The organism is Octadecabacter algicola, assembly GCF_021532625.1.
Taxonomy (GTDB): Bacteria; Pseudomonadota; Alphaproteobacteria; order Rhodobacterales; family Rhodobacteraceae; genus Octadecabacter; species Octadecabacter algicola.
This window is the reverse complement of record NZ_JAKGAR010000003.1, coordinates 311,156-324,708: the sequence shown is the minus strand read 5'-3', so window position 1 is coordinate 324,708 and position 13,553 is coordinate 311,156. Positions and strand designations below refer to the sequence as shown.

Annotated in this window: 14 protein-coding genes; 4 read left to right on the top strand and 10 right to left on the bottom strand. The window is 53.9% G+C overall.

The genetic code is table 11. The features are described from left to right. Positions 1–67: 67 nt before the first annotated feature. The 8 genes from ccoS to ccoN all read right to left on the bottom strand — a co-directional run bounded on the left by ccoS (position 68) and on the right by ccoN (position 7,953). Positions 68–226 (bottom strand): cbb3-type cytochrome oxidase assembly protein CcoS, encoded by a 159-nt coding sequence (ccoS, locus tag L0666_RS12785; protein ID WP_235261780.1) that lies wholly within the window; start codon positions 224–226, stop codon positions 68–70. Next, the gene (locus L0666_RS12780; RefSeq protein ID WP_235261779.1) at positions 226–2,412 is read right to left on the bottom strand and encodes a heavy metal translocating P-type ATPase; all 2,187 of its coding nucleotides are present in this window, start codon (positions 2,410–2,412) and stop codon (positions 226–228) included. Before L0666_RS12780 ends, ccoS begins: the two co-directional genes overlap by 1 nt. Continuing rightward, on the bottom strand, positions 2,409–2,861 hold the full coding sequence (locus L0666_RS12775; protein ID WP_235262206.1) for a FixH family protein: 453 nt from the start codon (positions 2,859–2,861) through the stop codon (positions 2,409–2,411). The genes L0666_RS12780 and L0666_RS12775 overlap by 4 nt, the downstream gene beginning before the upstream one ends. Before the next feature lie 7 nt (positions 2,862–2,868). After that, the gene (gene ccoG, locus L0666_RS12770) at positions 2,869–4,302 is read right to left on the bottom strand and encodes a cytochrome c oxidase accessory protein CcoG (RefSeq protein ID WP_235261778.1); all 1,434 of its coding nucleotides are present in this window, start codon (positions 4,300–4,302) and stop codon (positions 2,869–2,871) included. A 199-nt stretch (positions 4,303–4,501) separates the two neighbouring features. Further along, the gene (gene ccoP, locus L0666_RS12765) at positions 4,502–5,389 is read right to left on the bottom strand and encodes a cytochrome-c oxidase, cbb3-type subunit III (RefSeq protein ID WP_235261777.1); all 888 of its coding nucleotides are present in this window, start codon (positions 5,387–5,389) and stop codon (positions 4,502–4,504) included. Next, positions 5,386–5,595, bottom strand: coding sequence for a cbb3-type cytochrome c oxidase subunit 3 (locus L0666_RS12760; RefSeq protein ID WP_235261776.1), 210 nt, complete (start codon positions 5,593–5,595; stop codon positions 5,386–5,388). The genes ccoP and L0666_RS12760 overlap by 4 nt, the downstream gene beginning before the upstream one ends. A gap of 13 nt (positions 5,596–5,608) precedes the next feature. Then, positions 5,609–6,334, bottom strand: coding sequence for a cytochrome-c oxidase, cbb3-type subunit II (ccoO, locus tag L0666_RS12755; protein ID WP_235261775.1), 726 nt, complete (start codon positions 6,332–6,334; stop codon positions 5,609–5,611). Positions 6,335–6,348: 14 nt separating this feature from the next. Beyond that, the gene (gene ccoN / locus L0666_RS12750) at positions 6,349–7,953 is read right to left on the bottom strand and encodes a cytochrome-c oxidase, cbb3-type subunit I (RefSeq protein ID WP_235261774.1); all 1,605 of its coding nucleotides are present in this window, start codon (positions 7,951–7,953) and stop codon (positions 6,349–6,351) included. Between the two features lie 195 nt (positions 7,954–8,148). On the opposite strand from ccoN, the gene L0666_RS12745 reads away from it, so the two are divergent. Next, complete coding sequence (locus L0666_RS12745) at positions 8,149–8,988, top strand: universal stress protein (RefSeq protein WP_235261773.1); 840 nt, start codon at positions 8,149–8,151, stop codon at positions 8,986–8,988. 18 nt (positions 8,989–9,006) lie between these two features. Here the strand turns inward: L0666_RS12745 and fnrL are convergent, their stop codons facing one another. Then, positions 9,007–9,750: a transcriptional regulator FnrL gene (gene fnrL, locus L0666_RS12740; protein WP_235261772.1), complete on the bottom strand. Its 744-nt coding sequence runs from the start codon at positions 9,748–9,750 to the stop codon at positions 9,007–9,009. Between the two features lie 193 nt (positions 9,751–9,943). On the opposite strand from fnrL, the gene L0666_RS12735 reads away from it, so the two are divergent. Together L0666_RS12735 and L0666_RS12730 are read left to right on the top strand one after the other, a co-directional pair. Continuing rightward, complete coding sequence (locus tag L0666_RS12735) at positions 9,944–11,134, top strand: MFS transporter (protein ID WP_235261771.1); 1,191 nt, start codon at positions 9,944–9,946, stop codon at positions 11,132–11,134. A gap of 85 nt (positions 11,135–11,219) precedes the next feature. After that, positions 11,220–12,242: an aspartate-semialdehyde dehydrogenase gene (locus L0666_RS12730; protein WP_235261770.1), complete on the top strand. Its 1,023-nt coding sequence runs from the start codon at positions 11,220–11,222 to the stop codon at positions 12,240–12,242. 73 nt (positions 12,243–12,315) lie between these two features. Here the strand turns inward: L0666_RS12730 and L0666_RS12725 are convergent, their stop codons facing one another. Continuing rightward, positions 12,316–12,963 (bottom strand): carbonic anhydrase, encoded by a 648-nt coding sequence (locus tag L0666_RS12725; protein WP_235261767.1) that lies wholly within the window; start codon positions 12,961–12,963, stop codon positions 12,316–12,318. 139 nt (positions 12,964–13,102) lie between these two features. Between L0666_RS12725 and L0666_RS12720 the strand changes: the two genes are divergently transcribed. Next, positions 13,103–13,504: a hypothetical protein gene (locus tag L0666_RS12720; RefSeq protein WP_235261766.1), complete on the top strand. Its 402-nt coding sequence runs from the start codon at positions 13,103–13,105 to the stop codon at positions 13,502–13,504. Positions 13,505–13,553 lie beyond the last annotated feature (49 nt).

Genomic DNA, 13,553 nt, shown 5'->3' with positions numbered 1-13,553 from the left:
CCGCTTGCTAGCGCATTGGCCCAGCATCGTCCATCGATCACCAAGTCTTTCAGTCGGGAATAGACGTTCAGTCTGCTGGATGATCATCATAGTCGTCCCGCAAGATGCGGGCGCTGTCGCCTTCGGGGTCGTCATATTGGTCAGAACGCAGGGTCCACCAAAACGCCAAAAGGCCTAGACAGCCAAGGCCAAGAGACACAGGAATAAGGAACGTCAGAACTTCCATCAGCGGGTCCTTAGGGCATTCAGGGAAACGATAATCGAACTGGATGACATCGCGATTGCTGCCGCCAAGGGTGTAGCAAAGCCAAAGAACGCAATTGGTACAGCGATAGCGTTGTAGCAAGCGGCAATTCCAAAGTTTTCCAAGATGCGACGGCGCGCTGATTTGGCAATCCGCAGTCCATCTGCAATCTGGGACACATCGGGTGCAACAAGCACCATGTCCGCGGCAACTCGCGTGGCATCAAGGGCAGAGGCAGGCGCGATGGACACATGCGCAAGCGCCATGGCCGCAGTGTCATTCAACCCATCGCCAACCATCAACACCTTGTCGCCATCGGCGGTCATCTGTTTCAAGATTGTAGCCTTATCATCCGGCAAAATTCCTGCGCGCCAATCGGTGAGGCCAAGAGGAGCTGCAAAATGTTTTACGTTGTCAGCTGTATCCCCAGACAACAGAGTTATCGGCAGCCCGCGATCTTTCAGTAGCTCGAGGAGCTCGGCCACGCCTGTCCGCAATGTGTCTTCGAACTCAAGCGCAATAGGCGTTTGATCACCAACGCGCAGCTGAGTGCCGTCGCTCTTGCCGCCAACCCAATCCGCGCGGCCAAGGGCCACAGTTTGTCCGTTCCACTGGCCAGAGATACCATGCCCAGCTTGTTCTTTGACGTCGGTTAATGTCACTTCGGGCAGGTCCATCTCGGCAGCCGCCTGCGCGATAGCTTTGCTGCGCGGGTGTGCGGATGAACGAGCGAGTGCGGCGGCCACGGCCATGTCGGAAGGGGCGATGGCGTCGGGATGCAGGAGGCGCGGTTGGCCAATCGTAAGAGTGCCTGTCTTATCAAATACCACTGCCGTGACCTCTGCCAATCTCTCTAAGGCTGTGGCGTGTTTCACCAACAACCCTTTGCGGAACAAGGCGCCAGAGGCAACGGTGGATACCGCCGGAACTGCAAGCCCAAGCGCACAAGGGCAAGTGATGATAAGTGTCGCCACTGCGATGTTGAGGGAGAACCGTAAATCGCCGCCAGTAAGATACATCCACATTAGAAACGCTGCGAAAGCCAGCAAGTGAACCGCTGGCGCATAAATTGCGGCGGCTCTGTCAGCGAGAGAGTTGTATTTGGATTTCGAGTTCTCTGCGATGGCGATAAGATCGGCCAAAGCATGCAGGAACGTGTCTTTTCCGACCGCTGTAACACGAACGTGCAGAGGTCCCGTCAGGTTGATTTCACCAGCACGCACTTGATCCCCAAGCCGGACGGCAATTGGGTCGGACTCACCTGTTAGAAATGCGCGGTCCAATTCGCTGTCGCCATCTACGATCTCTCCATCAATGGGCATTCGCGCGCCGGGGCGAACTAAAACTGTGTCACCGACAGCCAATGTATCCAGCGCAACTGTGTCGGGCTTACCATCGCGCAAAAGCAGTGCTGTTGGGGCTTCGAGCGCGGCAAGTTCGGTTGCTGCGGATCTTGCGATTGTGCGGGTTCGTTGATCTAAGTAGCGACCTGCAAGCAAGAAGAAACACAGCGATAATGCGGCGTCGAAATAGGCATGCTCACCGGAATGTGCGACTTCAAACAGGGACATGCCTGCAGCAAGAAAGATTGCCAACGTAATCGGAACGTCCATGTTTAGGCGCGCGACGCGAAGCGCTTTCCACGCGTTCACGTAGAAAGGTTTGGCTGCAAAGATGATTGTCGGGAGCGCGATGGCTGCGGAAATCCAATGGAACAGATCACGTGTTGCGTCACTGGCCCCAGACCAGATCGCCACGGACAACAGCATCACGTTCATCATCGCGAAGCCGGACACGCCAAGCCGCATCAGGATATCGCGTGCAGCATTGTCCGATTGATCCGCCGAAAGTGTCGCCTGATCCAACGGCTGGGCATCGTAACCCAGCCGCGCCAATGCTTCCGTCAGCATGTCGTCGGAGACATCATTGCGTGCATGAACCACGGCGCGTTTACGGGTCAGGTTCACACGGACGGACGAAACACCATCGATATCGAGCAGGCCGCGTTCCACGGTCGAGATACAAGCCGCGCAATGCATGCTCGGCAATGACAGGGCGATTTCTTGATCACCGGCTTGTGCCTTGCCCGCTGCGCGGGATGTGGCCAGCGATGTGGCGTCACAACCAGGACAGGCAGACATCCGCATATGTGCGTCCGTTACACTCATCTGTGCACGAGTACCACGATGCGCTGGCGAAACGCGGTGCCATCTTCGGCTACTGCGACCATGCGCAAATTCCAGTTCCCTGCGGAGGTGGTAACGGGTGCGGTGTAGTTGACTCCAGTAAACAAGAACTCAGGCGTTTGATCGTCCCGCACGCTGGTGGCGCGGCCAAATGTTCCGTCAAGTTCGGTCACTTCAACAGGACGACCGTCTTCATCGGTAATGTTAAGGTGAAGTTCTTCGCCGATGACTTCGGCAGAAACCGTCCAACCCAGCGCTAATTGCGCATCACGGTCAGCATCAAAGTTTTGGCTCGCGACATACGAGTTCTTAACCTCAAGTCCCGGAAAAGTCTGAACCGCGGAATAGGCGAGGAAAAGGTTGACCGAGATGATGATTGCAAAGGCTCCGGCCATTCCGAAGAAGACTTTGCGTCCGGTAAGTGGGGCCATGGCCATGCTAGGATCCTCCAGTGCCGTTGAAATAGGTGTCATCAAAGGCGCGTTCTTCATTGATTGTATCTTCGATCCAGAAACGCAAGGGCGTACGATCCCCGAGAGCGCCAGCGCTGCCCTGTTCGGCGGACACGAAGACCCGCACGAGGTGAGTGGAGTCTGCCGGCACCATCACGGTAAGGTCGCCTTCTTCTTGTCCTTGTAAGCTAACCAGAAGCGGCGCTTCTGAGTTAAGAGACAGTTGGAATGGGCGTTCTTCGCCGTGTTTGTTGCGCAGGCGCACTTCATAGACGTTGCGGATCGTCCCGTCAGACAGCGTTACGTAGACTGGGTTGCGCACAGGGGCGACCGTCATGTCGATATCTGTACGGATAAACAGTGCAACAACCAAGCCGATGCCGACGATGGACCAAAGTGTGGAATAAACCAGCGTTCTTGGGCGCAAGATATGCTTCCAAACTGGCTTGGTTGGTTGTCCAGCTGCTTCGGCTTCGGCGTCATCTAGTGACAGGTAGTCCACCAAACCACGTGGCTTACCGATCTTGGCCATCATGTCATCACAGGCATCAATGCAAAGGCCGCAGGTGATACAGGCCATCTGCTGACCATCACGGATGTCGATGCCCATCGGGCAAACAGTGACGCAGGCTTTGCAATCAATGCAGTCACCCATCGGTTCACCGGATTTTACGGCTTCGGAGTGCTTGCGCGGTTCGCCGCGCCATTCACGGTAGCCAATTGTGATCGTGTCTTCGTCCATCATGGCGGCTTGGATGCGTGGCCATGGGCAGGCGTAGATACAGACCTGTTCGCGGGCAATGCCGCCGAAGAAAACTGTTGTAACAGCGAGAATGGCCATCGTGGTGTAGGCGATCGGGTGCGCCGTGCCGTTTAGAAGGTTCGTGAGTAAAGTTGGTGCGTCTGTGAAGTAGAAGACCCAAGCACCACCGGTCGCGAGGCCGATTAACAACCAAGTGACGTATTTGGTTATGCGTAAGCGTACCTTTCGCCCATCCCATTTGGCGTTCCAAAGTCGTACGCGGGCGTTTCTATCGCCTTCGATCCAGCGTTCGGTCGCAATAAAGAGGTCCGTCCAAACAGTCTGTGGGCATGTATAGCCGCACCAGACCCGCCCCATGGCGGACGTGAACAAGAACAGGCCAAGGCCCGCCATGATAAGAAGACCCGCGATGAAATAAAATTCATGCGGCCAGATTTCGATCCAGAAAAAGAAGAAACGACGGTGGGCAAGGTCGATTAGAACCGCCTGATCAGGCAATTCAGCCCCCCGGTCCCATCGCAGCCACGGTGTGATGTAATAAATCCCCAACGTTACGGCCATAATCGCCCATTTGAGCGTCCGGAACGTCCCCTTCACTTTGCGGGGAAAGACCGGTTCACGTTTGGCGTATAGTGATGGCGGGTTTTCGGTGCTCATCTGACTCGTTTCCGATTTATTGTTCTGCGTTGCCGCATCTTTGACCTAACAGGGGAGGGATGACTTTGACTTGAATCAAGAAAAATGACCAACGTCAGGATGCCGCAGCGTTCTTGTTGCGTGTCCAAACGAAAACAGGCGGCTGATGTAGCAGCCGCCTGTTTCAAATTTATGTGTAGGGGACGACCCCCGACAGGTGTTACTGCGCACCACCTAGCTGGTGAACGTAGACGGCAACCGCGTTGATCTCAGCTGCGCTTAATCCGCCTGCGGCACGATACTCTTCTGACCAGGCAGGCATAACACCAAAGCGGGCATTGTAGATGGACGAGTAGATAGTCTCTTCATCACCGCCATAGAGCCAAATCGCATCGCTCAGATTTGGCGCACCAAGCTCAGCCATGCCTTCGCCCGCGTCGCCGTGACAGGACGCACAGTTATCTAGGAACAGTTCCGCACCGACTGTTGCCAGTTCAGCATCGTGTTCCTGACCGGAAATCGCGCGAACATGCTGCACAAGTGCAGTGATCTCGTCGTCGATCAGGATTTCATCTGCACCGAACTTGGGCATTTCAGAGTATCGGCTGTCGAAAGACTGTTCGTTACGAATGCCGTGCGTGACGGTGTAGACGATTTCGTCGATGCTGCCGCCCCAGAGCCAGTCATCATCCAACAAATTCGGATAACCACCAGCCTGAACGCCCGCAGCACCACGACCGTGGCATTGGGAACAGTTCGCCGCAAAGATTGAGCTACCAGCGTTGATCGCGAAGCCGTGCAGCTCGTCATCGTCACTAACGGCTGCCAGATCGACTGTTGTCAGGCGTTCCAGCAAGTCGGCATTCTCGGCTTCAACGCGAAGGATGTCTTCTTGAACTTCGCCGCGTGTGGAAAAGCCAAGAACGCCTTCGGTTGCGCCTGTAACGAGCGGCCAAGCTGGATAAGCGATCGTGTAACCAATGGCCCAAACGATTGTCAGATAAAGAATCCAGACCCACCACCGTGGCAACGGGTTGTTTAGTTCTTCGATACCGTCCCAGCTGTGTCCGGTGGTGCCGACGTCGTCCTGTTTGTCATTATTGCTCATGATTGACCCTCCGAACGGGTGTTAGTGTTGGTAGCGTCATCTTCTAGTGGGCCGTCGTCGTGGCGAAAGATCACGTCGGCAGCTTCGTCGTGCAAGGGGCGCGACCCCGGGCGAAATGCCCAGACCCAGACCCCAAGAAAGAAGATGAACAAAGCAAGCAAACCCCAGCTGTCAGCCAGTTGGCGTAAGAGAGAATACAAATCCATAGTTGTTCCCCCCCTAGCGGCTGGCGTCAGGCGTAAAGGTCGAGAAATCGACCAGCGTGCCCAGCATCTGCAAATAGGCAACCAGTGCATCCATCTCGGAAATTCCGTCTTGGTTGTCGAAGTTGCGAACCTGTGCGTTTGGATAGCGCTCAACGAGGCCATCCCAATCGCTGAATGGATCAGCCTGAGCGATGAAATCTGCAGACGCATTTTCGATCATCTCGTCCGTATATGGGACGCCGACCATGCGGTGGGTCTGCAAGAGATCTTCGATGTGCTCAGGTTCGATGATCTGGTCCATCAAGAACGCATAGGGTGGCATGATAGATTCCGGAACAACCGACTGTGGATCGATTAAGTGATCAACGTGCCATGCGTCAGAGTAACGACCACCCACCCGAGCAAGATCAGGACCTGTTCGTTTGGAACCCCATTGAAAGGGGTGGTCATACATGGATTCCGCAGCAAGCGAGTAGTGGCCATAACGTTCGACCTCATCGCGCATCGGGCGGATCATCTGGCTGTGACAGACATAGCAACCCTCGCGAACGTAGATGTCGCGCCCCGTGAGTTCCAGCGGGGAGTAAGGGCGCATGCCCTCTACGTCCTCAATGGTGTTCTCAAGGTAGAACAGGGGTGCGATTTCGACGATCCCGCCGATGCTGACGACCAGCAAGCTGCCTACTAGTAATAGTGTCGCGTTCTTTTCGAGAACATGATGACGATCAAGAATACCCATGAGTCGTCTCCTTCTTATTCAGCAGGAATGGCAGAGTCGTCGGCTACAGCAGCTGTTTGCTGCTTGCCGAAGGCTGTCATCCAAAGGTTGTAACACATGATGAGAGCGCCACCGAGGTACAGAACCCCGCCGAGACCACGAACCACGAGCATTGGGAATTTGGCTTGCACGGTGTCAGCAAAGCTATTCACGAGGAAACCTTGCGCATCAACTTCACGCCACATCAGGCCTTCCATGATACCTGTGACCCACATCGACGCGGCATAAAGAATGATGCCGATTGTCGCGAGCCAGAAGTGCCAGTTCACCATGCGTAGGGAGTACAGCGATGCACGACCCCAAAGACGAGGTGTCAGGAAGTAAAGAGCCGAGAACGTAATCATGCCGTTCCAACCCAACGCACCGGAATGCACGTGGCCAATTGTCCAGTCAGTGTAGTGAGACAAGGAGTTCACAGCACGGATCGACATCATCGGGCCCTCAAATGTGGACATACCGTAAAAGCCCAGAGAGATTACCATCATACGGATGATCGGGTCGGTGCGGATCTTGTCCCAAGCGCCAGACAGCGTCATCAGACCGTTGATCATGCCACCCCAGCTCGGCATCCAGAGGACGATCGAGAACACCATACCAAGTGTGGATGCCCAGTCAGGCAGAGCTGTGTAGTGCAGGTGGTGTGGACCAGCCCAGATATACAAGAAGATCAACGCCCAGAAGTGGATGATGGAAAGCTTGTAAGAGAAGACAGGCTTTTCGGCTTGTTTTGGTACGAAGTAGTACATCATCCCAAGGAAGCCCGCAGTCAGGAAGAAGCCAACGGCGTTGTGGCCATACCACCACTGCGTCATGGCATCTTGAACACCCGAGAAGACCTGTACGGATTTGGAACCCAAAAGGCTGACCGGTAGGGACAGGTTGTTAACTATGTGCAGCATTGCGATTGTGATGATGAAGGCCAAGAAGAACCAGTTTGCCACGTAGATGTGCGGCTCTTTACGCTTCAAAATCGTGCCTACGAAGACTGCAAGGTAAGCAACCCAAACAATTGTGAGCCAGATATCAACGTACCACTCAGGTTCGGCATATTCTTTGGATTGGGTTGAGCCCATCAGGTAGCCGGTTGCGGCCAGTACGATGAACAGGTTGTATCCCCAAAAGACGAACCAACCAAGGTTGCCGCCCCAAAGGCGTGCCGCCGAGGTCCGTTGAACAATGTAAAAGGACGTACAGATCAGGGCGTTGCCACCAAACGCAAAAATCACTGCAGACGTGTGCAGTGGGCGTAGGCGTCCGAAGTTGCCGAAACCTTGTAGGAATTCAAAGTTCAGCGCAGGGAAAGCCAATTGGAAGGCAATGATGACGCCGACCAGAAATCCGGCTAGCCCCCAAAATGCGGTGGCTATTACGCCGTATCGTATCACGCTGTCCGCGTAGCCGGTTGGTTGAGGAGCTGGCTCTTCGTCCAGCTGGCGTACCGACCAGATAAACATCCCAGCGGATACAAGCATTATTATTACAGCGTGCACTTGAAACGCGAGGTCGCGCGCCCAACTTGCTGCTAGAGCGGCTATTAGGGTGATTACCCCAAACGCCGCTACTTTGGTCCATTCCCACATTTGATCTGTCCCCTTTATGCGTGCCACGACAGAGTCGCCATGGCGGAAATTTGCCTAATGATGTCGCATGCAACGTCGAGGGCCACTTTGATCTACATCAAGAACGAGCACCGAAAGTTTTGTTAGCCTTCGGGCAGCGACTGCAAGGCTTCGTTATCCTGCAGTCATCAGCAGTTCTGCACAGGAGGATCCGGGATGGTCTACCGGACAATTAACTTTGTACTAACCGACGAAGAATCGGATTTGGCGGCGTTTAATGCAGCGATAGCATTGGCTGAACACAGCAACGGTCATTTGGACGTCTTTTGTCTTGGTTATGATCCAGTTCGATATGACATGGTGCCTATGGGCTCCGCTCCTGCTTTGTCGCTTATGGCGACAGGCGACGCACAAATCGCGGCTGATCGCCTTGCGAAGTGGGCGGAGGAACGGTTGAGAAATGAAACGTTTGCAAGTTCGGTGCGCCCGTTGGTGATCAATTCAGTCGGTTTAGAAAGCACGATCGCGCGCGTTGTCCGCTTTGCTGACTTGGTTGTTGTGCCTCAGCCGTATGGCAATGCCGCAACTCAGTTAAACGTCAGTGTTCTTGAGGCGGCATTGTTTGGCACTAGTGCGCCAGTATTGGTCGTTCCCAAGGATGCCGAGAACTTCTGTGCATTCGAGAACCCCTTGGTCATGTGGAACGAAAGCCCCGAGTCGTTGGGTGCAATCCGAAATGCGTTGCCCGTTCTTGAAAGCGCGGATCGGACACAGATTGTGATGGTTGACCCACCGTCGCATTCCCCTGATCGATCTGATCCGGGTGGCGCCGTTACTCTCATGTTGTCTCGCCATGGTATCACGGCTGAAGTGTCGATTTTGTCGAAGACGCTGCCGACTGTCGCTGACGTCATCAATCGCTACGCCAATGATCACGAGAATGATCTGATTGTTATGGGTGCCTATGGCCATTCGCGATTCCGCGAAGCCCTGATCGGCGGAGCCACCCGTGACATGCTCGAAAAATCCGAAGTTCCAATCATGATGTCCCACTGATGGTGGGGCGTGACGCTGTCAGCTATGAAGGCCCATATTCATGTTGCTACCGGTTTCGACCATCAAACGTGCAAGGTTCGGCACTATGACGTGTCGATTTCCGTCAAGTTGGATGACCCCGTCGTTCTTCAGAGCAGAGATTTGCCGACTAACCGTTTCCAGCGTTAAGCCGAGGTAGTCTGCCATGGCTTCACGAGTGAGCGGCAAATCAATCGCGATGCTGGATTGCAGGGCGGCGTTATCAAACGGTGTCTCCCTGCGGGCGAAGACCGTTAGAAGGCTCGCGACTTTTTCGCGCGCTGACTTTCGGCCAAGGATCATCATCCATTCACGTGCTGAATCAAGCTCGTCCATGGTCATTTCCAAAAGACGTTCACCGATGTGGGGTGTTTCTATCAACATTTTTTCAAAGGGCGCCCGTCTAAAACAGCATAAGGTAACGTCAGTCACCGCCTCGATATCATGCGCAACGCTCGTCCGCCCGGGGCGGCCAATAAAGTCAGACGGCAGTAGCAATCCAAGCATCTGTGTGCGCCCGTCTTCCAGAGTTTGCCCAAGCGTCGCAACCCCGCGCACTACCGATGCCACAAACGTAAGCTCATCGCCCGACCAAGCGATCGTTTGACCGGCCTCAAAGGAGCGGTAAAACTTGATCTGATCAAGTTCTTCCAACTCGTCAGCATCACATTTTGAGCAAACGGCCCGATGGCGGATCGGGCAATCAGAACATTTTGTATCTAGCCGTGGAAGCTTGGTGGCCATGGCGGTTCTCTCTTTTCAAGACAAAGTCGATAGCGTTGTTCACCCAATAGACATAACAGACGCCAACTAGTTGGGGCATGGTGGCAGCGCGTGTATGTTAACCACAGCAACCCGTCACAAGAAACAATGCTATTGCTACACCCGCTTGCCAAGCGCCGCAAGCCGTGCGACCCCGATGCAAAGGGGCGAGAATATGCGAATTGGTCTGATGTGTTTGATCGCTGGCTACGTTCTTAGCCAGTTTTACCGCGCGTTCTTGGCGGTTCTTACACCACAATTAGAGGCGGATTTGGGGGCTATGCCGGCCGATCTCGCTTATGCTTCGGGGCTTTGGTTTCTGGTTTTTGCGGCGATGCAGATACCCGTTGGCGAAGCGTTGGATCGGATCGGGCCGCGGATTACAGCGTCGGTGTTGTTCGCTTTGGGCGGAGCAGGCGGTGCGTTGATGTTTGCGTTTGCGCAGACCCCAGCGCATATCAATTGGGCGATGGCGATGATTGGTGTTGGATGTTCGCCGGTCTTGATGGCTGGCTATTACATTTTTGCAAAAATGTACGCTCCGGCACTGTTTTCTACGTTGGCAGGCGCGATGATCGGCGTCGGGAGTCTTGGGAATCTGGCAAGTTCGGCGCCGATGGCATGGGCTGTTGAAGCGTTTGGCTGGCGTGAAACCATGGTCGCGTTAGCTATAGTAACGTTGATCGTCGCCGCTGCACTTTGGATATTTATGACTGACCCTCCAAAAGAAGAACGCGCAGGTTCACGTGGTTCAGTACTGGACCTTCTGAAGATCAAGGCTTTGTGGTTCATTTTGCCGATGATGCTTGTGAATTATGCACCTTCAGCAGGTGTTCGTGGCCTATGGATTGGGCCGTATGGTTCGGACGTTTACGGCGCAAATACGCAAACGATTGGGACAATGACCTTGGTTATGGGAATCGCCATGATCGTGGGCAGTTTCGTCTTTGGTCCACTAGAACGTGCCGTTGGCAGTCGTAAGTGGGTGGTATTTGGCGGTGGTGTAATAAGTGCGCTGGCGTTTTTTATACTGTATACTTTCCCCACAACGGGTTCAGGGCAATCCATCTGGACCGTTACGGCGCTATTTGCCGTGGTTGGAATCGCAGGTGCTGGTTTTCCTGTCATCATCGCACAAGCGCGCCCGTTTTTCCCCGAACACCTTACTGGGCGGGGCGTTACATTGCTCAATCTATTCAGCATCGGTGGCGCTGGCCTAATGCAAATAGTCACTGGAAAAGTCGCAACATTTTGGGAGGCAACGAAGGATCCTCTGGCCGCTTATCCTATGATTTTCCTGACCTATGGCATCCTATTCTGTTGTGGACTTGCGATATATGTTTTCAGCGAAGACCCAAGGGACTAGCTTCCCCCTTTTGTTTAAGGCTTTGAGGCGCTAAGAGGCGTCTGTTCCCATGCGGGAACGAGTCTTACACAAAGGAACCAAGATAATGGGCTACAGAGTCGCCGTAGTCGGTGCCACAGGAAACGTGGGCCGCGAAATGCTCAACATACTGGCTGAACGCCAGTTCCCAGCGGATGAGGTTGCCGTTCTGGCAAGCCGGAAATCCATGGGCACGGAAGTGAGCTTTGGTGACACGACGTTGACGACCCAAGACTTGGATACCTTCGACTTTAGCGGCTTTGATATCGCGTTCTTCGCGGTCGGCTCTGAAGCGACAAAAAAATACGCGCCAATCGCTGCCAAGCAAGGCTGTGTGGTTATCGATAACTCGTCTTTGTATCGCTACGATCCGGACGTGCCATTGGTTGTTCCAGAAGTGAACCCAGAGGCTGTCGAGGGCTACACAAAGAAAAATATCATCGCGAACCCGAACTGTTCGACAGCACAGATGGTTGTGGCCCTTAAGCCGTTGCACGATCGCGCGAAGATTAAGCGCGTCGTTGTCTCTACTTACCAGTCGGTATCCGGATCTGGCAAAGAAGCGATCGACGAGCTTTGGAACCAGACCAAAGGCGTTTATGTGCCCGGTCAGGAAGTCGCACCGAAGGCATATCCAAAGCAGATCGCGTTCAACGTGATCCCGCACATCGATGTGTTCATGGACAGCGGCGATACCAAGGAAGAATGGAAAATGGTCGCGGAGACGAAAAAGATCGTCGATCCGTCCATTAAAGTGACGGCGACATGTGTTCGCGTGCCTGTTTTCGTAGGTCATTCGGAATCGATCAACATCGAGTTCGAAGACTTCCTTGACGAAGACGAAGCCCGCGACATCCTGCGCGAAGCACCTGGTTGTATGGTTATCGATAAACGCGAAGATGGTGGTTACGTGACGCCAATCGAATGTGTCGGCGATTTTGCAACTTTCATCAGCCGAATTCGTCAGGACAGCACCATCGATAATGGCCTGAACATGTGGGTTGTTTCTGACAACCTGCGTAAGGGCGCTGCTTTGAATGCTGTTCAGATCGCAGAGACGCTCGGCGCACGTTGCCTCAAAAAGGGCTAAGGCGCCCGACTTAACTTATTTAGAAAAAGGCCCCACCAACTGGCGGGGCCTTTTTTGTTTCTAAGTATCTACTTCAGAGAGCGTTGAACGCTCCTGTTTTAGGGTCATAAACCTCAAGGCCACCGTGGCCGATGTCGTTCCACAATCCATGGAGTGACAAGCGACCGCTTTCCACGGCGGTTTTCACGTGCGGGAAAGTCATCAAGTTCTCCAACGAAGTCACAACGCTGTCTTTCTCAAGTTGGCGGACTCGGAAATCGTCGTCCCCCTCCGGAAGCTTCTCAAAACTTGGGCGCAAAATATCCATCCAGCGGCCAACATAGCTGTTCTTCTTTTCGAGCTCGGGCGCGTTACCAGAACACATATCGTAGCAACCTTTTACGCCACCACATGCCGAGTGCCCCAGAACGATCAGATGAGAGACCTTCAACGCAGTGACAGCGTATTCGACCGCTGCGGAAGTGCCGTGATGATTGCCGCCGTCTTCTTGGGGTGGAATCAAGTTTGCAATGTTACGGTGGATGAAAAATTCCCCCTGATCAGCACCGAATATTGATGTCACATGAACGCGGCTATCACAGCAGGACACCACCATTGCACGAGGATGCTGACCTTCTTCAGCCAGCTGCATATACCAACCTTTGTTCTGCTCATATGTGGTGGCTTTCCAGCCGTGATATCGGCGAACAAGGTAGTCTGGGAGAGGGCGCGCATGGTTCATTGGTGCTATCCTGTTTTTAGGCTTTGCCCGTCATATTGCGAATTTGTCCGAAATTCGAGTGATTTTTGCAGTTCAGAAGCAACCACTTGGAAACCTAAAAACCCTAAATTGGTCCTGGGTGAATGAGAGTGGTTAAAACATGGAACAAATGAATGAACGCGTGAACCAAAGCGTGGCGCGGTTAATCCCAATAGAACAACGTGGGCCTGAGCTTGATGCCCTGTCTTCGTTCGCAATGGAAAGCGATGAATTTGAGGACGGCGATGTGCTTTGCTCAGGTTTGGAAGAGCTTTCCCGCCTTCTGAAGCGGCTCGATGATGATTATCAGTCCGGCCAGTATGATCGGCTGGAAGCGCGGGCGCGTAGCATTGTTATGTTGGCGGATCGGCTCGGTTTGCGACAGGTTGGGCAAGTAGCTGCGGACGTGGTTTATTGTGTCGATGGGCCTGACGAAATTGCATTGTCGGCGACCCTGTCACGTTTAATGCGCCTCGTTACGCAGGCATTGGATCATGCTGCGGGACCAATGACAGCGTTCTAGGGCTCAGATGATATCGAGTTCGGGGGTTTCACTTGGGGCGTTCTGGTTT